The sequence below is a fragment of the Synechococcus sp. W60.1 genome, assembly GCF_047461575.1.
Lineage (GTDB): Bacteria > Cyanobacteriota > Cyanobacteriia > Thermostichales > Thermostichaceae > Thermostichus.
In genome coordinates this window covers 319,618-340,214 of record NZ_JANSHL010000001.1, presented here as the reverse complement: position 1 = coordinate 340,214, position 20,597 = coordinate 319,618, and the positions used below count along the sequence as shown (strand labels likewise).

At 58.0% G+C, this 20,597-nt stretch carries 15 protein-coding genes and 1 pseudogene; 9 read left to right on the top strand and 7 right to left on the bottom strand.

All coding sequences use genetic code 11. The annotated features are described in order from the left end of the window. The first annotated feature begins 605 nt into the window (after positions 1-605). Positions 606-1,277 carry a DUF1614 domain-containing protein gene (locus NW805_RS01550; protein ID WP_414332122.1) on the top strand — a complete coding sequence of 224 codons (672 nt, stop codon included), beginning with the start codon at positions 606-608 and terminating at the stop codon, positions 1,275-1,277. On the opposite strand, the gene NW805_RS01545 is transcribed toward NW805_RS01550, so the two are convergent. Continuing rightward, on the bottom strand, positions 1,274-3,472 hold the full coding sequence (locus NW805_RS01545; protein ID WP_414421421.1) for a caspase family protein: 2,199 nt from the start codon (positions 3,470-3,472) through the stop codon (positions 1,274-1,276). The genes NW805_RS01550 and NW805_RS01545 overlap by 4 nt on opposite strands. A 303-nt stretch (positions 3,473-3,775) precedes the next feature. On the opposite strand from NW805_RS01545, the gene NW805_RS01540 reads away from it, so the two are divergent. Next, positions 3,776-4,969, top strand: coding sequence for an RNA-guided endonuclease InsQ/TnpB family protein (locus tag NW805_RS01540; RefSeq protein ID WP_414421490.1), 1,194 nt, complete (start codon positions 3,776-3,778; stop codon positions 4,967-4,969). 65 nt (positions 4,970-5,034) lie between these two features. Here the strand turns inward: NW805_RS01540 and NW805_RS01535 are convergent, their stop codons facing one another. After that, positions 5,035-5,874 (bottom strand): lysostaphin resistance A-like protein, encoded by an 840-nt coding sequence (locus tag NW805_RS01535; RefSeq protein WP_414332120.1) that lies wholly within the window; start codon positions 5,872-5,874, stop codon positions 5,035-5,037. A 251-nt stretch (positions 5,875-6,125) separates the two neighbouring features. Between NW805_RS01535 and NW805_RS01530 the strand changes: the two genes are divergently transcribed. Then, entirely contained in the window at positions 6,126-8,045 is a 1,920-nt protein-coding gene (locus NW805_RS01530; protein ID WP_414421420.1) for an ABC1 kinase family protein, read from the top strand. On the opposite strand, the gene NW805_RS01525 is transcribed toward NW805_RS01530, so the two are convergent. Next, complete coding sequence (locus tag NW805_RS01525; RefSeq protein WP_414330450.1) at positions 8,042-8,440, bottom strand: hypothetical protein; 399 nt, start codon at positions 8,438-8,440, stop codon at positions 8,042-8,044. The genes NW805_RS01530 and NW805_RS01525 overlap by 4 nt on opposite strands. A 509-nt stretch (positions 8,441-8,949) precedes the next feature. Here NW805_RS01525 and NW805_RS01520 point away from each other — a divergent pair. From NW805_RS01520 to NW805_RS01500, 5 genes and pseudogenes are all read left to right on the top strand, one after another. Further along, complete coding sequence (locus NW805_RS01520; RefSeq protein ID WP_414421419.1) at positions 8,950-9,840, top strand: prephenate/arogenate dehydrogenase; 891 nt, start codon at positions 8,950-8,952, stop codon at positions 9,838-9,840. A 68-nt stretch (positions 9,841-9,908) separates the two neighbouring features. Then, positions 9,909-10,658, top strand: a complete 750-nt coding sequence (locus NW805_RS01515; protein WP_414421418.1) for a cytochrome c biogenesis protein CcdA — start codon at positions 9,909-9,911, stop codon at positions 10,656-10,658. Between the two features lie 111 nt (positions 10,659-10,769). Further along, on the top strand, positions 10,770-12,140 hold the full coding sequence (locus NW805_RS01510) for a cytochrome c biogenesis protein (RefSeq protein ID WP_414421417.1): 1,371 nt from the start codon (positions 10,770-10,772) through the stop codon (positions 12,138-12,140). A 43-nt stretch (positions 12,141-12,183) separates the two neighbouring features. Continuing rightward, positions 12,184-12,367, top strand: a pseudogene (locus tag NW805_RS01505) (hypothetical protein); the annotation flags it as partial. A gap of 446 nt (positions 12,368-12,813) precedes the next feature. Beyond that, positions 12,814-13,074: a ferredoxin-thioredoxin reductase variable chain gene (locus tag NW805_RS01500; protein WP_414332109.1), complete on the top strand. Its 261-nt coding sequence runs from the start codon at positions 12,814-12,816 to the stop codon at positions 13,072-13,074. Here NW805_RS01500 and NW805_RS01495 read toward each other — a convergent pair. Continuing rightward, the gene (locus tag NW805_RS01495; protein ID WP_011432275.1) at positions 13,071-13,544 is read right to left on the bottom strand and encodes a hypothetical protein; all 474 of its coding nucleotides are present in this window, start codon (positions 13,542-13,544) and stop codon (positions 13,071-13,073) included. The two genes, NW805_RS01500 and NW805_RS01495, sit on opposite strands and share 4 nt — an antisense overlap. Before the next feature lie 260 nt (positions 13,545-13,804). Here NW805_RS01495 and ftsH point away from each other — a divergent pair, with 260 nt between their 5' ends. Continuing rightward, positions 13,805-15,721, top strand: a complete 1,917-nt coding sequence (gene ftsH, locus NW805_RS01490) for an ATP-dependent zinc metalloprotease FtsH (RefSeq protein WP_414421416.1) — start codon at positions 13,805-13,807, stop codon at positions 15,719-15,721. Between the two features lie 103 nt (positions 15,722-15,824). Here ftsH and glgP read toward each other — a convergent pair whose 3' ends face one another. The 3 genes from glgP to NW805_RS01475 form a co-directional block, all read right to left on the bottom strand. Continuing rightward, positions 15,825-18,026: an alpha-glucan family phosphorylase gene (gene glgP / locus NW805_RS01485; protein WP_414421415.1), complete on the bottom strand. Its 2,202-nt coding sequence runs from the start codon at positions 18,024-18,026 to the stop codon at positions 15,825-15,827. A gap of 446 nt (positions 18,027-18,472) precedes the next feature. Further along, the gene (locus NW805_RS01480; protein WP_414421414.1) at positions 18,473-19,657 is read right to left on the bottom strand and encodes a SpoIID/LytB domain-containing protein; all 1,185 of its coding nucleotides are present in this window, start codon (positions 19,655-19,657) and stop codon (positions 18,473-18,475) included. Positions 19,658-19,928: 271 nt separating this feature from the next. Continuing rightward, on the bottom strand, positions 19,929-20,462 hold the full coding sequence (locus NW805_RS01475) for a nucleoside deaminase (RefSeq protein WP_414421489.1): 534 nt from the start codon (positions 20,460-20,462) through the stop codon (positions 19,929-19,931). Positions 20,463-20,597 lie beyond the last annotated feature (135 nt).

The following is a 20,597-nucleotide window of genomic DNA, read 5'->3' as shown; positions in this document are numbered from 1 at the left end:
TTTTTGACCAATCTGGAAGCAGGCTTGGCGGGCCCGCTGTTGGGTCTAGTCTTGTGGGTATTGGTTGTTTTGCTGTGGTCTGTCCTGCTGGGGCTCGTTTGCCGCGCCTTGGGGAACGGCGTCCCTGCGACCAGAGTGGCTGTTGGGCTGGGATCCCTGGTGTGGCGGAGTCTCGCCAGCAGGCATCCCCCCATTCCCGTAGTAGCGGGCCATGCCTAGCCCAGGATCTGCAGCACCTCTGCCGGCCTGTCCTGTAGGGCTACATCTTCAGAGACTACCGCAAGTGGAACATTCATACTGAACAGTATCTGCGCGACCTTTGCTTCGAGACTGTTGAAGAATCTAATCACATCAAAATTCGGTTTTATGGAGATCCGCGCTATCAAATCGTTATGGCTAAAACTCCTGGCGACTGGAGGGCTGGCCGCAATATTTCAAGGACTCCGTCCCGCTAACGCGATCGGGATATTCGCAACCTCATTTTTGGCCTTTGAGATCCTGAAACGAATAAAGTTTAGTTGCAAACCTAACTTTCTCAGGGGGCACGCAGCTGAGAAAAGTTGAACCGAGTCCTGATAGGCTGAAGAAAAGTTGGGATCCCTGCCATGTTCTACCTGCCGGTCTCGCTGCTGTTGTTTTTCATGCTGGTGTTGCTGCTGCCTTTCCTCTGGCTGGGGCTGGCAGTGGATGTGGTGGCGCTGGCGGTGGGAAAGCTGGGGTTCTCGCGGGAGGGAGCGCTGTTACTGCTGCTGGCCATCCTGGTGGGCAGCTCGGTCAATATTCCCCTCTATCGGGTGAAATGCGAGGTGACGCTGGTAGAAGACCTAGCTAGCTTGTGGATGCGGCAGTTCTGGGGGATCCCTTTGACCAAGCTTTCCCAGGAGACGGTGATTGCCTTAAACGTGGGCGGGGGGCTGATCCCGGTGCTCTTGGCCCTATACCAATTTGGGCGGGCCGATAGCGTGCTGATCCTGGCGGTAACGGCGCTGGTAACCTTGGTCAGCTACTATGCTTCCCACGTGGTGCCGGGGATCGGCATTCAGATGAATCCTCTAATTGCCCCAGCTACAGCAGCCTTGGCCGCTTTGTTCTGGGCTGGGGATCAGGCGCCAGCGGTGGCCTTTGCCGGCGGGGTTTTGGGTACCCTTATCGGGGCGGATCTCCTGCACTTGCCGGAGGTGTTGCGGCGCAATTGCTCAGGCATTCTCAGCATTGGCGGGGCCGGGGTTTTCGATGGTATTGCCCTCTGCGGCCTGTTTGCCCTGCTGCTGAGCTAAACCAGCAAATAGGTAAGGGAAAGGGTGATGGATTGGGCGGGATCCAGCCAACGCAAGTCGGGATCCCCTAAGGACTCCGTCCCGCTGGCGCGATCGGAGGCACGCTGAGTCAACTCCTCGAGGAGCGTTTGCGTCCATTCCAGCGGCCCATTGAGCAACATCGGCGAACGGGCTACCCCCAGTTTGCGGGCCATAGCCTTGAGGGCTTCCAAGCTGGCGGACAGGGGGCGGGTGCTGGCCACAAACAACAGCTCCGTCAGCCCTTGGGCATGACAGGTGAGCAAGTCAGAGCTCACAGCAGAGCGCAGCTCGCCATCGACCTCCGGCAAGGGTGGCAAAGTTAAACTGCTCTTGGCTTCCAAGCGAAGAGGTGTGGTGAAGTTGTCCTGAGGCAGGGGGGCCAGCAGGTGCAGTTGTCCGGTCGGGTCGATCAGCAACAGGTAGCCGAACAGATGCTGATCGCTGTTGTTGCAAAGGGTGAGATGCAAGGGATCCCCTCGCGTAAACCGCTGCATACCCACCTCAGCAGGAGCGGAAGTTGCGGACTGGACAAGGCGTGCCGCCAACGGGGGAGCTAAGGACTCCGTCCCGCTGGCGCGATTGGCAGCTCTACCTTTGACAGCCAACTCCGCCACCACCGCCAAGGAAGAGGAAACAGCATTGAGAGTGGTGCGCAAACGTTTGGCAGCCAGCAGATGGGCAAGACGGGGAGCTAACCGCTGGACGGCCATTGCTGCAGCCTCTCCTGCTGGGCCACAGGAATTCAGGAGCAATTCTCGCCCCGGCCAGAACAGGCTGTAGCTGTTCACTTCCAGGGGTTTGAGCAGGGTATCCGACCGTTCGCGCCAGCGGGACGGAGTCCTAAAAGCAGCGGCCATTTCCGGGGTGATGCGGCCCAACAAACAGTCCACCTGTCGCTCGCGGGGGTTGGCCGTTTCCATCCAGCTGTAGCCGGCAATGGCATTGGTCAGATCCACCTTTTCAATGCGGCCCAGGTTCTCCTCTAGGCCAACCAAAAGCTTGAGCGTGCTGGAGAGGCCGCGCAGCTGCTCCCGCAAAGGTGTGCCCACAGGAGGAAGCTGCCCTTCCGGACTGGCCATCTGAACCTGAGCCAACAGCCCACTGCGAGAACGCATGAGCAGCGGCGTCGGCGAAGAGGCGGAAGGATCGGCGGGAATGGGAACCAAAAGAGTACCCGGCTGCAAACCACACAGGGCCGCCGATGGGATCCCGCCTAACCACACCTGAGCCCGATTTCCCTTCACTTCTTGAACTACCCCGCTGACCCCTGCCGGTGTGGGCATGAGAAAATAGGGATGGATGTGTCGAGCAGTGTCTTTGCCTTCCAAGGTGGGGCGTTGGCAGGCGAATAGGCCCAGCTCTCGCCGGCTAACCACTTGGTTAAAGGCCACCAGCAGACGAGTGGCAGGCGTGGTTTCCCACAGGTACTGCGTCAGCAGATAGGTGAGTACCCCAGCATAGAATCCTGGCCAAGCGGCTTCTGCTGCCAAGTCTTGCGGGGTGGTGGCCGAAATCAGCAAGCCCTTGGGCGGAGACGGCCAAACCCGCTGCGGCTCCGATCGCGCCAGCGGGACGGAGTCCTTGGAGTCCGAGATCGCGGCTGGGGGACGGGAACGCAGTTGCAAGTTGCCTCGCACCGACGGCGAGACATAGGTAAAGCCACAGTCCAGAAGGGTGGTGATCTGGGCAGTGCCCAAGCCTTCCAAAAGCCGGAAAAAGCTGTCTAGCTCCATTGCTGCCACTCCCTCAGAGCCAGACAACAGCAGCACCGGCTGCCAACAGTTGGGCGCGGATCCCAGCCGCCACTGGCCATAGCCGCTAAACTGCACCACTACCGTTTCAGCCGTGTGACCTTGACCCCCCAAGTGCTCTGCAAAGGCCGATTGGATCCCAGCCGGCGTGGCTGCCCCATCGGTAAGGGTGAGAATATCTGCCGGGTCAAAACCAAAGCGATAGAGGAGTAGCTCCCGCTGCAACTCCACATCTGTCAAACACCCTTGTAGCGCGGATCCCTCGCCAAGGTAGCGGTTAATACCGATGAGAACAGCCAGCTTGCGGGAGCCAGCCGCCAAAGCTTGCCCATATCGCTCAGCCCGGCCCCTCAACCAGCCAGGGGATAGGCCAAGACCGGCAGCAACCAGGAGGAGTTTTTGCAGAAAAGACCGCCTTTCCATGTTGACCCTCTGGGCTGACCCCCGGCCCAACGACTACCCCATCGGCCAGCGAGCCACAGCTAAACTTTGCACTGGAATCTGTTGCTGCCTATTTCAGGATATCCCCATCCACACAGCTTTTTCCCGAGATCGAGTGACAGTTTTTGGCGTTTTCTTTGCATTCCTTATCAATCAAACCTCCGCTACTTCCCATGGGGATCCCACGGCAGCGCTCTTCTGTCAGCTAGAAATCGCAGGAGCCCCGCACTGTACCCGTAGGGTCAGTGCCGGGAGGAATGCGCTTTGATGAAGTACAATGAACTTATGAGCCAAGTCCTGACCGTCTCCTGTAAGCTCAAGGCGTCCCAGTCGCAAGCCGCCAAATTGGACGCGACGATGGAGGCTTTTGGCCAAGCCTTGAACTGGGTCAACCAGAACACGCCGGAGAAGATCGTCAACGCGGTCAAACTGCAATCCCTTTGCTACTACGAGATTCGAGCCCGGTTCGGCTTGTCCAGTAACTTGGCTCAACAGGTGTGCAGACGGGTGGCAGGCGCTCGCAAAGTGGCGAGACAGCGCAACCGTCCGGTTAAAGAGTTCAAGCGTAGGTTCGTTACCTACGACGCACGTATCTTTTCATTCCGCGAGAAAGACTGGACGGTGTCGCTGACCACGGTGGAAGGGAGAGAACGCTTTGAGCTAGCCATTGGTAACTACCAGAGGGGAATGCTGGCTGGCTCTAACCCCAAATCGGCCACCCTGGTCAAGCGCAAAGATGGCTCCTACTACATCCAGATTTGCGTAGAGAAAAAACCACCCAAGCAACAAGATACCGACAAGGTGATCGGGGTGGATTTGGGAAGGATAGATATCGCTCATACCTCAGAGGGGAAGAACTGGAATGGACAGCAGTTGAACAGAGTCCGAGACCACTACTCCCGGTTGAGGGCGGCACTCCAACGCAAAGCCAGTAAGGGCACACGCAGTTCGCGGCGCAGATGCCGTCAACTGCTGCAACGGCTGTCTGGCAAGGAGAGGCGCTTTCAGGCGTGGGTCAATCATCGCATCTCCAAAGCTATTGTCTCTAGGGCAAAGACCACAAACAGCGCTATTGCCCTGGAAGACCTGACAGGGATCCGGGAAAGAGTCAATCAACAGCCGCGCAGCAAAGCCGAGCGGCGCAGGGCCAACAGTTGGGCGTTCTACCAACTGAGGCAGTTTCTGGAATACAAGGCGAGGGCTGCAGGGGTTTCTCTGATTCTTGTGCCGCCTGCTTACACGTCGCAGACCTGTCACAAGTGTTTACACATCCATCCCGATCCTGCGCAATCCTACCGCAGTGGTAAGTCGTTCAAGTGTGGGCACTGTGGATGGGAAGGGGATGCGGATTTGAATGGTGCGAATGTGATTGCGCTCTTGGGGGCTGCCGTAAACCAGCCTAGAGGTTCGGGCCTGTTTTGTTCTCTGGTAGGGCAGAGCAGGCTCAGGGCTACTGAAAGCCCGCTCCGTACCGCTTAGCGGTCGGAGCCGGGTAGTTTACACAAGTCCGTCAGACAGGAGGGAAAGTGTGAGGAAGTCAATACTCAGCGGTTCAGGAAATAGGGCAAGCAAGCCCCACGCTCCGGCCAATGGAAGCGGACGAAGGGAACCAAAATGAACCCAGCTATCCCCAGACAGAACAGGCCAAAGTAGAGGTGGAAAGCCCCGACTGGATCAGCTGGTTCCATCCTTCCCCCTCCTAGGGATCCCAGCGCTAAAGCCAAGAGATTGTTCAAGGCATGAGCCAAGACAGGCAAGGTCAGGGAGCGGGTCTGCAGGTAGAACAGGCCCATCACCAGGCCGAACACCGTCAACCCGACGGGGTTGGGGTGCAGCAGGCCAAATACCCCAGAAGAAGCCAGCAGACCTCTGGAGAGGCCCCACTTGAGGCCCCAGCGGTGTAGCAAGATGCCGCGAAACAGCCACTCCTCCGTTATGGGGGCCACCACCCCAATCGAGAGCCAGCGCAACCCCTGATACATCTGCGGCCAGGCCGTTTCCCTATCCTCTTCCCCCAGTGAGTGCAGCATCGACTCCGCCAGCTCTGGTGCAAGCCAAGATATCAGGTAGATCATCAGTAAAGTTGTGCCGATGGAGAGCACTACCAAAGCCGGCACCACCCGCAGCAGGGATCCCCAAGGAATAGCAGCCCGCCAGTTGCCCCACAGCCGTCTCATCTGCAGATGGGCTTGCTGCCCCCGTCGCCAGCTCCAGATACAGGTGAGGACAAATGTAGCGCAATAGACAAAGTCGGCCAGCAGAGGATCGTCAGATGGGAGATGAAACAGCTGGGCCAAGGCGATGGCTCCCAAGCCTACCCCCAGGTTGATCACCAAGAAGGCCAACAGCACGTGGCGCGCCTTAAGGGCTGCAAATCCGGTCACACTCGGCTCGGCAGGCCGTAGAGGGGGAGATCCAGACACAGAGGCAGAGAGCGCAGTTTTCCCATTCTAGTTTTGGTGGGGATCCCCGTAGGTGGGCTGCTGTCAACTCCTCAGGGAGAAGACTGAAGATCCTTATTCCGAAGGTTCGTCCCGCCTTTTCAAACCCAATCGAGCAGGCTGGTGGCTGTCTCCGAGGGTCGCCAGGCTGAGCCAGCAAGTTAAGATGTGTTACGGAATCCGTTGGGGCATCTATGGGCGCAACACCGGTAGTGACAATAGCAGCGAGGCAGGATGGCTTGGGTTCTGGGGCTGTCTCCATCCCTCCGGCAGATCTGGGGGTGGTTCCTGAGCCAAGCTTGCGTTACGACCCAGAGCAGTTGGCCAAGCAATATCGAGGGCGCTGGGATCTGGTGGTGCGGCGCCTGTTTCAGTTGATCACCCCCTTTTTGGGCTTGTTGGCCTGGGTGTTTTGGGATCGCTGGCGGGGAGTAGAACTGAAGAATCGCCCCAAACACGCGGCCCGGCTGCGGGAGATCCTCACGGAATTGGGGCCGACGGCCATCAAAATCGGCCAAGCCCTCTCCACCCGTCCCGATCTGGTTTCGCCCCTATTTCTAGAGGAGCTGGCCAAACTGCAGGATGAGCTGCCCCCCTTCGAGAATGCCATTGCTTTTGCCCTCATCGAGTCGGAGATCGGCAAACCCATAGACAAAATCTTTCGAGAGATCAGCCCTGAACCGATTGCCGCCGCCAGCTTGGGGCAAGTGTACCAAGCCTACTTGCATACCGGAGAGAAAGTCGCCGTCAAGGTGCAGCGGCCCGATTTGATCGGTCGCATCTCTCTCGACATGTACATTGTTCGCAGCTTGGCGCTGTGGGCCAAAAAAACTTTCCGCCGCATCCGCAGCGACTTGGTAGGCATCGTCGATGAGTTTGCCGGGCGCCTCTACGAAGAAATGGACTACACGCAGGAGGGCCGCAATGCCGAGCGGTTCCTGGCGCTGTACCGTCACCCCTCCATCTACGCTCCCAAAATTTACTGGGAGTACACCCGCACCAAGGTGCTGACGATGGAGTGGATTGATGGCATCAAGCTGACTCAGGTTGACAAAATCACTGCTGCGGGGCTGGATGGGCGACACCTGATCGAGATCGGCGTCAATTGCTCCCTCAAGCAGCTTCTGGAAAACGGCTTTTTCCACGCCGATCCCCACCCGGGCAACCTCTTGGCGATGCCGGATGGACGGTTGGCCTATATCGATTTCGGCATGATGAGCACCATCGCGCCCCATCAGCGCTACGGCCTGATCAAGGCGATTGTGCATTTGGTAAACCGAGACTTCGCCGGGCTGGCCCAAGACTACGTGGACTTGGAGTTCCTGGATCCGGATACCGACCTGACTCCCATCATCCCTGCTCTGGAGGCTGTCTTCGCCGAAGCGATGGGCAAATCGGTCTCCGAACTGAATTTCAAGAGCATCACCGATCGGCTCTCGGGGGTGATGTACGACTTTCCCTTTCGAGTTCCCGCCTACTACGCCTTGATCATCCGCTCTTTGCTCACCCTGGAAGGGATCGCCATCGGCCTGGATCCCAACTTTAAGGTGTTGAGCGTGGCCTATCCCTACGTGGCTCAGCGCCTGCTCACCGACCCGGCCCCGGAGCTGCGCGTATCTCTGCGGGAGCTGCTGTTTAACCAGGGGCAATTTCGCTGGAACCGCCTGGAGAACCTGCTGCGCAACGCCGTCAACAGCGAGGATTTTGACCTGCAGGGATCCCTGGAAAAGGCCGTTGATTTTATCTTTTCTGAGCGGGGCGCTTTCCTGCGGGAGCGCCTAGTGGATGTGCTCTTTTCCAGCTCGGGATCCCAGGGTGGCTCAGATGGCTTGGCTCATTTGCAGCGTCTGTGGGAACTCCTCAGCAGCAACCCGAGCTTTCAGCCGCTGCAGCTTCTGCCGATTGTTGCCAAGGTGGCTGCCAAACCGGAAGCTCAACAACTGGGCCGTCAATTGGCCTCCCGCTGGTTGCAACGCTCGGCAGCTCGCCTCATCCGCGACCTGCTATTGCCGGATACAGAAAAGCCCAGTTCACCCTCTTCCCTCAACGGGCGTGGCGGGATCCCTGGGCCAGCAACCTCTGCTTCTACCGCTCAACTTCCCCTTCCGGCCTAGCTCAGGTGCTCTTGGGGGGCAGTATCGCTGTTGGGGTTAACAGAGGCCAGAGCCAGCGTAATCCACTCGGAAAATTCATCGCGGCGGAAAACCTGGGGGCGGGAGCGGGGGCCAAAACGCAGCAGGCTGGGCATGCCGTGCTCCTTGAGTCGAGACTGTAGCCAGGTGCCCACACCGGTTTTGCCATCGTTGGGCATTTCGGTTTGGAAGTCACTGTACATCAACAACAACTGGCTGCGAGATTGGAGCACCGCATTCTCTTGAATTAACTTCGGCAAGGAGAGATGGGTGGCTGAGACTGCCCCTTTGCTCCCTTTGGCCGATTCACGACGACGGTCGCGCGGGCGCGGGTTAGTGCTTTCACGGCTCTTGCGGGTTTTGGGTTCACTAGGCATAGAATCTCCTAAACGACAGAGTGCTCCCCAACGGGGGTTAAAGCGGGAACTCGCAGGCCAAAAGCCGAGCCCGCTGTGAAAGTGGCTCGATGGGTACAGTTCTGGAGAATCGCTGAGAAGAGGGACACCTGCTCTTGAGTAAGCGAAGAAGAACTGCGCTGAGCCGGCACGAAAGGCTGGGATCCCTTCGGCGCAACAGCAGTCCACAGCGGGCCGAGCTCCTGCCAATACATCCAAGGCCTGCCCTTGTTTTTCCTGTCGGAGGCCAGTTTGGTTACCACGAATCCGCAGGGCAAGCAAGCCCGGATGTTACCCCTATATTGACTTAAAAATGGACAAGTGGACAGTCCCTGGCCGAGAATTTAGCTGCTGCGGCGGGAGCTTCGGAAGGAACTAGGCTTGCCCGCCGGTGGCGAGTATCGCTGAGCTACGGGAGTAGCCTCCTACTACACCTGGAAGCGGTTGTTGGTGGTGTCCAAAAAGGAGTTTCACTGGCTTACTGAGATACTATGCGCATTGCCATTGTCGGGTTGGGGTTGATTGGCGGATCCCTGGCCCTCAAACTGACCGAAAAGGGATATCCCGTCTGGGGGATAAGCCGCAACCCGGCCACCTGCAAACAGGCTCTGGAACGGGGTGCTGTCCAAGGCTGTGGAACCGAGTTGGCCCAGTTGGCTCGCTTTGATCCGCAAATGGTGCTGATCTGTACCCCTCTGGAGCAGGTGTTGACCACGCTAGCCGCCCTGTTGCCTTATTTGTCGGTAGAAACCGTGGTGAGCGATGTCGGCTCGGTTAAGCAGCCCATCGTTGCTCCGGCAACCGAATTGTGGCCCTGGTTTGTGGGGGGGCACCCCATGGCCGGCAAAAGCCTGCAAGGGATCCAAGCGGCAGAAGCCGACTTGTTTCGGGGGCGGCCCTACGTGCTCACTCCCATCGCCGAGACCCAACCTCAGGCTCTCGATGCGGTGAAAGAACTGATTGCTGCTGTTGGCGCAGAAGCTGTCCTCACGGATCCCGCACGCCATGACCGAGCGGTGGCCTGGATCAGCCATTTGCCAGTTATGGTCAGCGCCAGTTTGATCGCAGCGGTTAGCCAGGAGGAGGATCCCGCGATTCTGGAATTGGCCCGCACCTTGGCCAGCAGCGGATTCCGCGATACCAGCCGTGTTGGCGGAGGGATCCCGCAGTTGGGTTTGGAGATGGCCCGCCACAACCGACAGGCGCTGCTGACTGCCCTGAGCAGCTACCAAGCTCAGCTGCGACAGATAGAGCAGTTGATCGCTGGCGAAAGGTGGGACGAATTGCTCCGGGTGCTGCAACGAACTCAACAAGAATGGCAGCAGTTCCCGGTCAACCATCCTCGCGAAATTCTCCACAACCTGGGCGGTGGGAATGGATAGCAAAGATATCTTGAACGGGCTCGGGGATCCTTCATGCTACCTTGAGCTTATGTGGACAGATCGAGCTTATGTTGAGCACGGCTCAGCTTTGGCTTTACCAACTGGAACAATGGGCAACTGAGCTGGTGCAGTTTCAACTGCAGCACCTTTCTCCCGTTAGTCTGTTGGTGGTGGGTCTGGCGGGCTTGCTCACCAGTCTTTCCCCCTGCACGCTGTCTATGCTGCCGGTGACCATCGGCTACATCGGCGGCTACACCCCCGCTTCTGAGGAAACGGCTGGGGAAGGGCGGCGGCAAGTTTGGGCTCAATCTTTGGGTTTTGCGGCTGGGGTGGGTTTTACCCTGACCCTGCTGGGTTTGTCGGCAGCTTTGCTGGGTCGCGTTTACGGACAAACCGGATCCTTCGGGCCTGTTGTGGTGGGGGGAATTGCTATTTTGATGGGGCTGAACTTGTTAGAGGTGATCCCCCTGCGTTTTCCAGATTGGTTTAACCGCCTCGAGATTCCCGGAGAATGGCCCAGGCTGGGTCGGGCAGTGTTGCTGGGGTTAACTTTTGGCCTGGTGGCCTCTCCCTGCAGTACGCCGGTTTTGGTGGCTTTGCTGGCCTGGGTTTCCACCACAGGGCAACCCTGGGTAGGAGGCGGGCTGCTGCTGGCTTACGGGCTGGGATTGGCCTTTCCTCTGCTCCTGGCGGGGGTGTTTACCGGGTTGGTGAAGCAACTGTTGGCCTTGCGGCGCTGGTCGGGCTGGCTCACTTATGCCAGTGGGGTGGTGTTGGTGGGGTTCGGCAGCGTAACGATCCTGTCGGCTTGGGCCTAAGGGATCCCTGCTGCTGCAGGCTAAGATGGGGCTACACCTACAGCACCCTGTTGAAAACTGCGCCTTGCCTGGCAAAAACGGCGATCTGAATCTTGAGCCGACAAACTTCTCATGGTCATATACTCTCTCCCGCTTGCCCGCTGGGCTTCCTCGCTGCGGCGGTATTTTCGACATGAGCTGCTGCCGCTGCTGGCGGATCTGCGCCTGGCCATCGGCCTTTTGTTGGCGATTGCGGTTTTGAGCGCCACCGGCACGGTAATTGAGCAAGAGGAAACAGCGGCTTTTTATCAAGCCCACTATCCGGAGCATCCGGCCCTGTTTGGCTTTCTCACGTGGCGGGTGATCCTGAACTTGGGATTGGATCACGTCTACCGCACCCCTTGGTTTCTGGCTATTTTAATCCTGTTCGGCAGCAGCCTTATCGCCTGTTCCTTTACGCGCCAGTGGCCAATGCTCAAGGTGGCTCGCCGTTGGAGCTATCTCACCCGTCCGCAGTCTTTTCAGCGCCTGCCCTTTTGGACTTATCTGCCCCAACAATCCTTACAAGGGCTGCCGCAGCAGTTGCGTCGACAGGGCTATCTGGTGTTTCAGGAGGGCCATTACCTCTACGCCCGCAAGGGGTTAATCGGCAGGATCGGCCCCATCTTAGTGCATGTCAGCATGCTGCTGATCTTGCTGGGGGCGATTTGGGGCAGCATTAGCGGCTTCAAGGCCCAAGAACTCATTCCCAGCGGCGGCGTGGCTTCCATTCAACACTTGACCGGAGCAGGGGATCTGGCTCGCGCTCACTTGCCTACCTGGCAAATTCGGGCCAATCGCTTCTGGATTGACTACGCTGCCGATGGCCGGGTCAAGCAGTTTTATTCCGACCTCTCGATTTTGGATCAGGGTCAGGAGGTCAAACGTCAGACCATTTCCGTCAACCATCCTCTCTCCTACCGGGGTGTGACCCTCTACCAAGCCGATTGGAGCATCGACAGCATCCGCATCCGCATCAACAACAGCCCCACTTTTCAAATCCCGGTGGTGCCGGTGCGTACCGAGGCAGGCAACAAACTCTGGGGCGCTTTTGTGCCCACCCAGCCGGACATGAGCCAGGGCCTCACGCTGCTGCTGCCGGATCTGCAGGGGACAGCCCTCCTCTACGACACTGAAGGGCAATGGATGGGATCCCTGCGCCAAGGCATGAGCTTGGCCCTCGACGAGGTCGCTCCCCAACGCTTCCCCAACCCCCTCACTCTGTATCTGGATGAGGTGATCGGCGCTACCGGACTGCAAATTAAATCGGATCCGGGGATCCCTGCGGTGTATCTCGGATTTGGCCTGTTGATGGTGGGGGTGGTGATGAGCTACTTCAGCTACAGCCAAATCTGGGCTTTGCAAACGGAGACGGGGCTCTACTTGGGGGGCAAAACCAACCGGGCCTTGGTCACCTTCGAGCGAGAATTCGACCGCTTGGTGGAGCATGACTCTAGTCAATAATAAAATAATAAGCTCAACTATACTGAAAATAATGTATAATATGTTCAGTACGGATTACTACCAGTTGATCTTTCTGTTTACTTTCGAGTCTGCCAACATGGTAGCCAAAGCAAAGCAGAAAATTGGTAGTAAGACGACACGGAAACTGCGCTTTGGGTATTCTACTCAAAGCTTTGCGGGATACCGCCATTCTGGTTGGAAACAAACAGAATGCTATCGCTGCATAGTTGAACAGTGATGTTCAGCAGTGTTCAGCGTAAATGTATCAGCAACAAAAGGTCGCCTTCTCTCTTTCCCAGATCCTGGCGGAAGCTGAGATTGGATAGGTGCTGCCTTTTCCTCCGAAACTGAGCTCTATCTCCTGCCCAATAGGGATCCCATGAGGTTGAAAGCCCTCATTTGATTTTCCTTGCCACATCCTAAAGTTCTCTGGAAGGATGTATACAATGCAGGGATCCAGTGGCCAGTCAGGGGGATCCCTTGGGTCGGGCTCATGGCTTGAGTTTGAGGGGATGTTCTCGGGTCATCCAAAGTGAGAGGGAACTTGAGAAAAATGCAAACTACTGTTTCAGTTTCCACACACTTCTCCACATCCGGAAAGCTTGCTTAGAGATTGAGTTAGAGTGTTTCCAGTCGGTTCCTGCAGTATGCTGCCTTTTCAGGAGGGCAAGACATGAAAGTTGGAGATCGGGTGCGGGTGCGTACCAGCGTGATTGTCTATCACCACCCGGAACATCGCAATCAACCTTTTGACCTCAAAGGTATGGAAGGGGAACTGAAGGCCGTGCTTCGAGATTGGAATGGCCGCCCGATCAGCGCCAACTTTCCCTTTCAGGTGCAGTTTGACAACAAGTTCCGTGCGCATCTCCAAGCTGATGAGCTAGAGGTGGTTGAGCCGGCCAACTCTGAAGAGCCCGCCGGGACGGCGGCCTAGTTAAGGCCCAACAGCGTGCGGTTGGTTTCCAGAATCGGCCTGATCAACTTGGTTTCTTCGGGGGTGAGGTAATTGGCTATCACTTCTTGTAGGAAGCGATAGGTGGCCTCGCAACTGCGTTGGGTGCGGAAGGCTCGCATCAGTGTTTGGAACCAGTAGAGAAATCGATCTTTGTAGCGCTGCTCATCATCCAAGAGCATGGCTAAGGCCGAAAGGCGCAGAACCCGCACGGTGTCAGCTTTCCACTTGTTGCTAAAGTCTTCCACCCCTCGCATGAGCAAGTAGGGATCCAGCGCGCGCATTTTCATCTCCACATCCCGGATGATCTGGGCCTCCGCCGCCTGAATCTTGCGATAGGCGCTCAGGCGTAGGTCAAAGGAGGCTAGATAGGTCTCCATGAACTGCAGCTCCTCATCCCTGAGATACCGTCCGTCGGCAGCGATGCTCAGTTCGCGCAGTTGAGTCAGCATAGGGATCCCTGGGCAAGCTGGAATGAGAATGGAAAAAACACCACCTGTTCTGACTGACGGTCCAGCCTTGGTCTCTCAATCCTATCCCCAAACTCCCGGCCAGAAGAGGGGAATTGCAGGGATCCCCGGCAACCCTCTCAGTCAGGTTAATATTAATTAACAGTCTGTTGCTGCAAGAACCCACTCGACCCCAGATTGTTACCCACAAGTCGCCATCTGCGAGTTCGATTCAAAAACACCCTTTGGGAGGAAACACTTCCGTGAGTCAGAAAGGTAAAAACAAGAAATGGAGAAGCGCGGGGTTATATGCGCTACTGGCCATCGTCTTGATCTCTTTAGCCACCACCTTCTTTGGTACTCGCCCGGCTGAGCGTTTGGAGATCAGCTACTCCGACCTGATCAGCCGCGTCGAACGGGGCGAGGTCAGCAAAGTTTTGGTGGAGACGGCCCCGGATGGTCGCCAAGTTGCCATTGCCGAGGCAGAAATCAACAACCGCGCCACCCAAGTGCAGGTGAATCTGCCCCCCCTTACCCCTGAGTTTGAGAACACCCTGGTTGCCAACGGGGTGGAGCTGGCCGTGCGTCCTGTCCAAGAGGAGGGGCTACTCGGGCGCATTCTCAGCACCTTCTTCCTGCCGGTTTTGCTCTTGCTGGGGCTCTTTTTCCTGCTGCGGCGGGCTCAAAATGGCCCAGGCAGCCAAGCTCTCAACTTCGGCAAATCCAGGGCGCGGGTGCAAATGGAGCCGAAAACCCAGATTACCTTCAACGATGTGGCCGGCATCGATCAGGCCAAGCTGGAGCTGGCAGAGGTGGTGGATTTCCTGAAAAACTCAGAGCGCTTCACCGCTTTGGGAGCCAAGATTCCCCGCGGGGTGCTGCTGGTGGGCCCGCCCGGCACCGGTAAGACCCTGTTGGCCCGCGCCGTAGCCGGAGAGGCGGGTGTGCCCTTTTTCTCCATCTCTGGCTCTGAGTTTGTGGAGATGTTTGTCGGGGTCGGCGCTTCTCGCGTACGGGACCTGTTCGAGCAAGCCAAGCAAAATGCTCCCTGTATCGTCTTCATCGACGAAATTGATGCGGTCGGTCGCCAGCGGGGAGCTGGCTTGGGGGGTGGCAACGACGAACGGGAGCAGACTCTGAACCAGTTGCTCACCGAGATGGACGGTTTTGAGGGCAACTCCGGCATCATCGTCATCGCCGCCACCAACCGCCCGGATGTGCTGGATGCGGCGCTGCTGCGGCCCGGTCGCTTCGACCGCCAAGTTACGGTGGATCGCCCCGACTTCCAAGGCCGCCTGGAGATCCTCAAGGTGCACGCCCGCGGTAAAACTCTGTCTGCGGATGTGGATTTGGAGAAGTTGGCCCGCCGTACTCCTGGGTTTACCGGTGCCGATTTGGCCAACCTCCTGAACGAAGCAGCCATTCTGGCAGCCCGCCGCAACCTCACCGAGATCTCCATGGACGAGATCAACGACGCGGTGGATCGGGTGTTGGCCGGTCCGGAGAAGAAGGATCGGCTGATGAGCGAGCGGCGCAAGGAATTGGTGGCCTACCACGAGGCGGGCCATGCCCTGGTGGGATCCCTTCTGCCCAACTACGATCCCATTCAAAAAGTGACGATCATCCCCCGTGGCCAGGCGGGTGGTCTCACTTGGTTCATGCCCAGCGATGACGACATGGGGCTCACCACCCGTGCCCATCTGAAGAACATGATGACTGTTGCCTTGGGTGGGCGCGTGGCCGAAGAAGTGGTCTATGGAGAGTCGGAGATCACCACAGGGGCAGCCAGTGACCTGCAGCAGGTGGCCCGCATCGCCCGCAACATGGTGACCCGCTTCGGTATGAGCGATCGCCTGGGCAATGTGGCCCTGGGCCGCCAATACGCCAACATTTTCCTGGGCCGGGAGATCGCCGCAGAACGGGATTTCTCGGAGGAAACAGCGGCCCTCATCGACGAAGAGGTGCGGCGGCTGGTGAACGAGGCCTACCAACGGGCTACCTACTTGATTCGAGAAAACCGCGCCCTCTTGGATCGGATTGCCCGCCGCCTGGTAGAGGCCGAAACCATCGATGGGGAAGAGCTGCAGGCCATCATCGACAACTCTGAGGTGGTGATGCTGCCCCCCGAAGAGGAGCCAGAGCCGTTGACTCTGCCTATGGCCGTCAACGCCAGCGCCTAGTCTCTTTTCCCCAAGCTCAAACTTGGGATCCCTGCTTTTCCTCTTGAGGAGAGAGGGATCCCAATGTTTTGTATGATTTGCGCTGGGAGAGGGGGAGTCCACCCTAGCCGGCAACAGCCGAACCCAACAAAGTCCGGCTCGCCTCTGCTTCCAGGGGCTGAGGCTCGTAGATTTTCAGCACGTACTCCGCTACCATGCGGTCGGTGTTGAAAACGGGGTTGAGCGTGCGGATCGCCTCCTTCATGCGGGCAATCCAGCGGCGCGGGATCCCTTTCTCATCCCGGTCGTAGAACATGGGGATTACTTCATACTCCAACAAGTCGTAGAGGGAGTTGGCGTCCAAGTCATCTTGGGCAGCGGGATCCAGACCTTCGATTTCTTGGCCAATAGCCCAGCCATTGCGACCGTTGTAACCCTCCGGCCACCAGCCATCCAGCACCGACAAATTCAATCCCCCACTGAAGCCCACCTTTTGCCCTGAGGTGCCAGAGGCTTCCAGAGGGCGTCGCGGGTTGTTCAGCCACACATCGACCCCCTGCACCAAATTGCGAGCGACATAGGCATCGTAATTTTCGATGAAGGCGACCCGGTTGGCCACCTCAGGCCGGTTGGACCATTCCACCACCCGCTGGATCAGGCGCTTGCCCCCTTCATCCCGGGGATGGGCCTTGCCGGCGAAGATAATTTGCACAGGGTGCTCTTTGTTGGTGAAGATGCGGGTAATTCGCTCCAGATCTCGCAGGATCAAATCTCCTCGCTTGTAGGTGCTGAAGCGGCGGGCAAACCCAATCGTCAAGACCTTGGGATCCAGCAACTGGTTGACCGCTTGGATGCGCTCATTGCTTTCGCCGCGATTGCGCCGGGCCCGCAACACCCGGTGACGGGTAAAAGACACCAGCCGCTCCCGCAGAGCCTCTTTGCGCCGCCACAGTTCTTCATCTGGGATCTCTTCCACCTTGGCCCACAGTTCCGGGTCTGACACCCGCTCCGGCCAATCGGGGCCCAAGTACTGGTCGTAGAGGTTCCAGAAGAGAGGGGAAACCCAGGTACGGGCGTGAACCCCATTGGTAATGGAGCTGATGGGCACCTCATCCACCGATCGCTCAGGGTAGAGCACATGCCACATTTCGCGAGAAACCCGTCCGTGGAGCTTGCTTACGCCATTGGCCGCCCGCGCGTACCGCAAAGCCAGCACCGTCATGTTAAAGCGCTCCCAGGGATCCCCAGTGCGCCGAGCTCCCAAAGCCAAAAATTGTTCCCGCGTCAGGCCCAGTTGAGGCCAGAAGGAGGCAAAGAACGCATCCATCTCATTGGGGCTAAAGGCATCGTGGCCAGCCGGCACCGGTGTATGGGTAGTAAACACACATTTTTCCCGCACCTTGGCCTCCGCCGTCTCGAAGGGGGTGCCCCGCGCCACTTCCTCCCGCAGCAACTCCAGCGTTAGGAAAGCAGCGTGCCCTTCATTCATGTGATAGACCATGGGATCCAAACCCAACTGGCGCAGCAGACGCACCCCACCGATGCCTAGAATGCACTCTTGGGCGATGCGGGTATCGGTGCTGCCCCCGTAGAGGTGGGCGGTAATCCAGCGGTCGATGGGGTCGTTCTCCGGCAGGTCGGTGTCCAGCAGAAAAAGAGGTACCCGGCCCACGTCTGCTCGCCAGGCACGCGCCTTCACCAACCGCTGCCGCATCGCCACTTCCACCAACAGAGGGCTGCCATCCGGCTGGCGCACCAAAGTCAACGGCAGAGACTCAAACTCAGAGTCTTCATAAAGCTCCCCCTGCCAGCCATTGTTGTCCAGGCGCTGTTGGAAGTAGCCCTGACGGTAGAGCAATCCGACGGCCACCAGGGGCACCCCCAAATCTGAAGCCGACTTGAGGTGATCGGCAGCCAACATACCCAGCCCACCAGAGTAGGTGGGCAAAGACTCGTGCAAGCCGTATTCGGCACAGAAATAGGCAATGGGACGCTGCCAGTCGTAGGTTTTCATGGTGCGCTTGGCCCAGGTATCCTCAGCCGCCATGTACTGCCGATAGGACTGCACCATCCGGTTCAACGTGTTGAGGTAGTTTACATCGGTGGCCAAGGCTGCCAACCGCAAGTAGGAAACCTCCTCCAGCATGCGCACCGGGTTGTGGGAGGTTTTTTCCCACAGGGCGGGATCCATTTCCCGGAAAATGGTGAGGTGATCCGGGTTCCAAGTCCACCAATAGTTACGGGCGATCTCGCACAGGGGCGTGAGCGCTTCCGGCAGCACCGGACAACGTTCGGGAAAAGCAGGAGCTAAGGTGGCAATGGACATAGGACAGATACCTGGGGTTAAAGTTATGGGCTCGAAAGAGAAGAGGTAGAGGTCGATCCTGGTAAACGTATCTCAATTATTATTGAGCCGATCCTGAGGATTCTGAGGGGGGAATTCAAGATCTCTACAAAATCTTCAGGGGACGTAACCCAAATTTTCCAGGGCTTCTCCCGATCTTGCCACAGCAGCGCGGAGCCTTCAAAAACAGGGGTCGCAGGCAGGCCAGCTTTCGATTCCGGCAGAAGCTGCCCGTCTATCGTAAGAGATGGTGCAACGTTAGAGTTAACTCAAAGTTAACAAAATCTACAGAACCCCAACGAACCCTTGGGAAACCCCTCCAGATCTGCATAGAATGCTCAGAATGCTGCTTTCCATAAGCTCTTAAAAACTGCAGCTACTTTTGCTACCAATCGATTATTTTGTTGGCTTCTCCTTGAAGTTGAGCCTTAACGTCCTTCCACCACTGCCAGACTGGTGTTGCGGTAGTAGTGGCTGAGGATCTGTTGGTAAGAGTAGTTTTGGCTGGCCAGGGCGGCAGCTCCCCACTGGCTCATGCCCACCCCGTGCCCGTAGCCCCGCCCATGAATCTCAAAGAAAGCTGGGAATGTCCCTGCCACAGGAGCCAGGCTGGCCGTAGTGGTGGCCTCCCCGCGCGGGCTAATGGCAATCTTTGTGCTGCGCAACCCTAGAGCCCGACGAAAATCGCCAGCACTGAGATCTTTGATTCCTTGGGATCCCGTCAAGCGCACCGTGATTGCCCGTCCCCACGGGGAGCTGCGCAGTACCTCCACAGAACGAATGGCACCGATCCCGGCAGCCAATTGCTGAATCTGTTGGGCAGGAACGGTGGCCGTCCAGCTAAACACCGGTGAGTGCTGATCGAAATCCGGCACCCCCTGTAAGTAGGGCCGCGACTCTAACCAGACATTGCCTGCATCATCCGTATGTCCCCCCGCAGAGGAGTGGAAAACCGCATTGATCAACTGCCCCTGGTAGATGAGAACCTGCCCGGCGGTCTCACGGGCAGCCGCTTGGGTACGGCTGGATTCGGCAGCTACCCCCTTGTAAACCTGCCAATCAATCCCGTTTCCTAAGTCAAAAGGCTGCTGGGAACGGCGACTGCGGTGGTAGAGGGCATAGGTGCGGGAGGCCACGGCTTGGGCTTTGAGAGCCTCCATGGGAAAACGGTGTCCCATCTCGCTGCCCACCACGCTGGAAACGTAGTCTTCCAAGCCAACTTGGTTGATGGCAATCACCCCACGCTCGCCAGGGATCAACTCCACCAAGCCACGGTACCAATTCTGGTCGATAAACACTAACCCATCGGAGGTGGTGGGCTGTAGGTAAAGACGTTCTCCCTGTTGGCCGGCCAAACTGACTGCTGAACCCGAACGGCTGGCCTGCAGCGGTTGCATGGCCTGCACCTCTGCCAGCGGCTGTCCCTGGGCATTCAATATGCGGGCTCCGGTAGAGCTGCCGACGGTGACCTGGGGCTTGTTGACGGCAATACCTACCCGCAGCAGCACCCGTGCCTGCACCGGAAAGGTCAAGCACAGCCAAGCCCAAACCAGAAGGGCAATACCTCTAATCGAGGCTGATGGCGGAGGAGAGAAGGAGAGGGTAATAGTCACACACCAATCCTCTGGGAAAGAGTATCACAGCCGGCGAGGGATCCCAGACAAGTCGGGTTTTGAGAATCCAGGCATAGGGCCGACGCACCCTCAACAACCCAAGCGGCCACCGTTGGGCTCAAGAGATCCCGCACTCGGAAAGCCTTTTTTGAGGCTGGTGCGGGATCCCGGGCAAGGGCCAGCCGAACCCGTTATGACAGTATCAAAAACATCCTGCAGATGCACGACTTCAACCCATTCAACCCAGAATTTTCCGCCCCCAGTCCCTCGGTCAGGATTCAGCCGGCTCAGAGGGGATCCCGCGGCGGCGGCAAAACCACTGCTGCAATAGGCGGCGACACTCGGCCTCGCAGACTCCGCCGATGACCTCCGGGCAATGGAAGCTGGCGGCAGAAGCTGGCAAATTGAGCACGCTGCGCAGTGCTCCGGCCTTGGGATCATCGGCGCCGTAGATTACCTGGGCCAGCCGCGATTGGCTGATTGCCCCCGCACACATAGGGCAGGGCTCCAGGGTCACATACAGCCGACAGCCCTGCAGCTGCCAATCGCCCAAGCGCTGCCCTGCCTGCCGTAGGGCTAGGATCTCCGCATGGGCCGTGGGATCCCGATCCCGTTCCCGCCGGTTACTGCTCAGGGCCAACAGCTCTTCCCCTGGCCCGACCACCAGAGCTGCCACCGGCACCTCTCCGGCTTCTCCCGCTTGCTCAGCTTCTCGCAAGGCCAACTGCATCCAGGCGCGGTGGCGCTGCCACAGATCCCACCCTTGCGGCTCGGAGGAATGGAGCTCGCTCGGATCCCCGATCATTTTGGGTGTTTCGAGCACTGCCTTTGCCCGCAAGATTTGCTAAGGTGAACACACATACCCCGAAATCCGAAAGGAAGAGTAAAAATAGGTAGAATAGGCCAGGAGTGAACTGAGTTTCGACGGCGTAAGTCAGGG

What these genes read in the sequence shown, in the direction of transcription:
- NW805_RS01550 (WP_414332122.1), top strand. Translation starts at nt 606, where the DNA reads ATGTTCTACCTGCCGGTCTCGCTGCTGTTGTTTTTCATGCTGGTGTTG.
- NW805_RS01545 (WP_414421421.1), bottom strand. Translation starts at nt 3,472, where the DNA reads ATGGAAAGGCGGTCTTTTCTGCAAAAACTCCTCCTGGTTGCTGCCGGT.
- NW805_RS01540 (WP_414421490.1), top strand. Translation starts at nt 3,776, where the DNA reads ATGAGCCAAGTCCTGACCGTCTCCTGTAAGCTCAAGGCGTCCCAGTCG.
- NW805_RS01530 (WP_414421420.1), top strand. Translation starts at nt 6,126, where the DNA reads ATGGGCGCAACACCGGTAGTGACAATAGCAGCGAGGCAGGATGGCTTG.
- NW805_RS01525 (WP_414330450.1), bottom strand. Translation starts at nt 8,440, where the DNA reads ATGCCTAGTGAACCCAAAACCCGCAAGAGCCGTGAAAGCACTAACCCG.
- NW805_RS01520 (WP_414421419.1), top strand. Translation starts at nt 8,950, where the DNA reads ATGCGCATTGCCATTGTCGGGTTGGGGTTGATTGGCGGATCCCTGGCC.
- NW805_RS01515 (WP_414421418.1), top strand. Translation starts at nt 9,909, where the DNA reads ATGTTGAGCACGGCTCAGCTTTGGCTTTACCAACTGGAACAATGGGCA.
- NW805_RS01510 (WP_414421417.1), top strand. Translation starts at nt 10,770, where the DNA reads ATGGTCATATACTCTCTCCCGCTTGCCCGCTGGGCTTCCTCGCTGCGG.
- NW805_RS01500 (WP_414332109.1), top strand. Translation starts at nt 12,814, where the DNA reads ATGAAAGTTGGAGATCGGGTGCGGGTGCGTACCAGCGTGATTGTCTAT.
- NW805_RS01495 (WP_011432275.1), bottom strand. Translation starts at nt 13,544, where the DNA reads ATGCTGACTCAACTGCGCGAACTGAGCATCGCTGCCGACGGACGGTAT.
- glgP (WP_414421415.1), bottom strand. Translation starts at nt 18,026, where the DNA reads ATGTCCATTGCCACCTTAGCTCCTGCTTTTCCCGAACGTTGTCCGGTG.
- NW805_RS01475 (WP_414421489.1), bottom strand. Translation starts at nt 20,462, where the DNA reads ATGATCGGGGATCCGAGCGAGCTCCATTCCTCCGAGCCGCAAGGGTGG.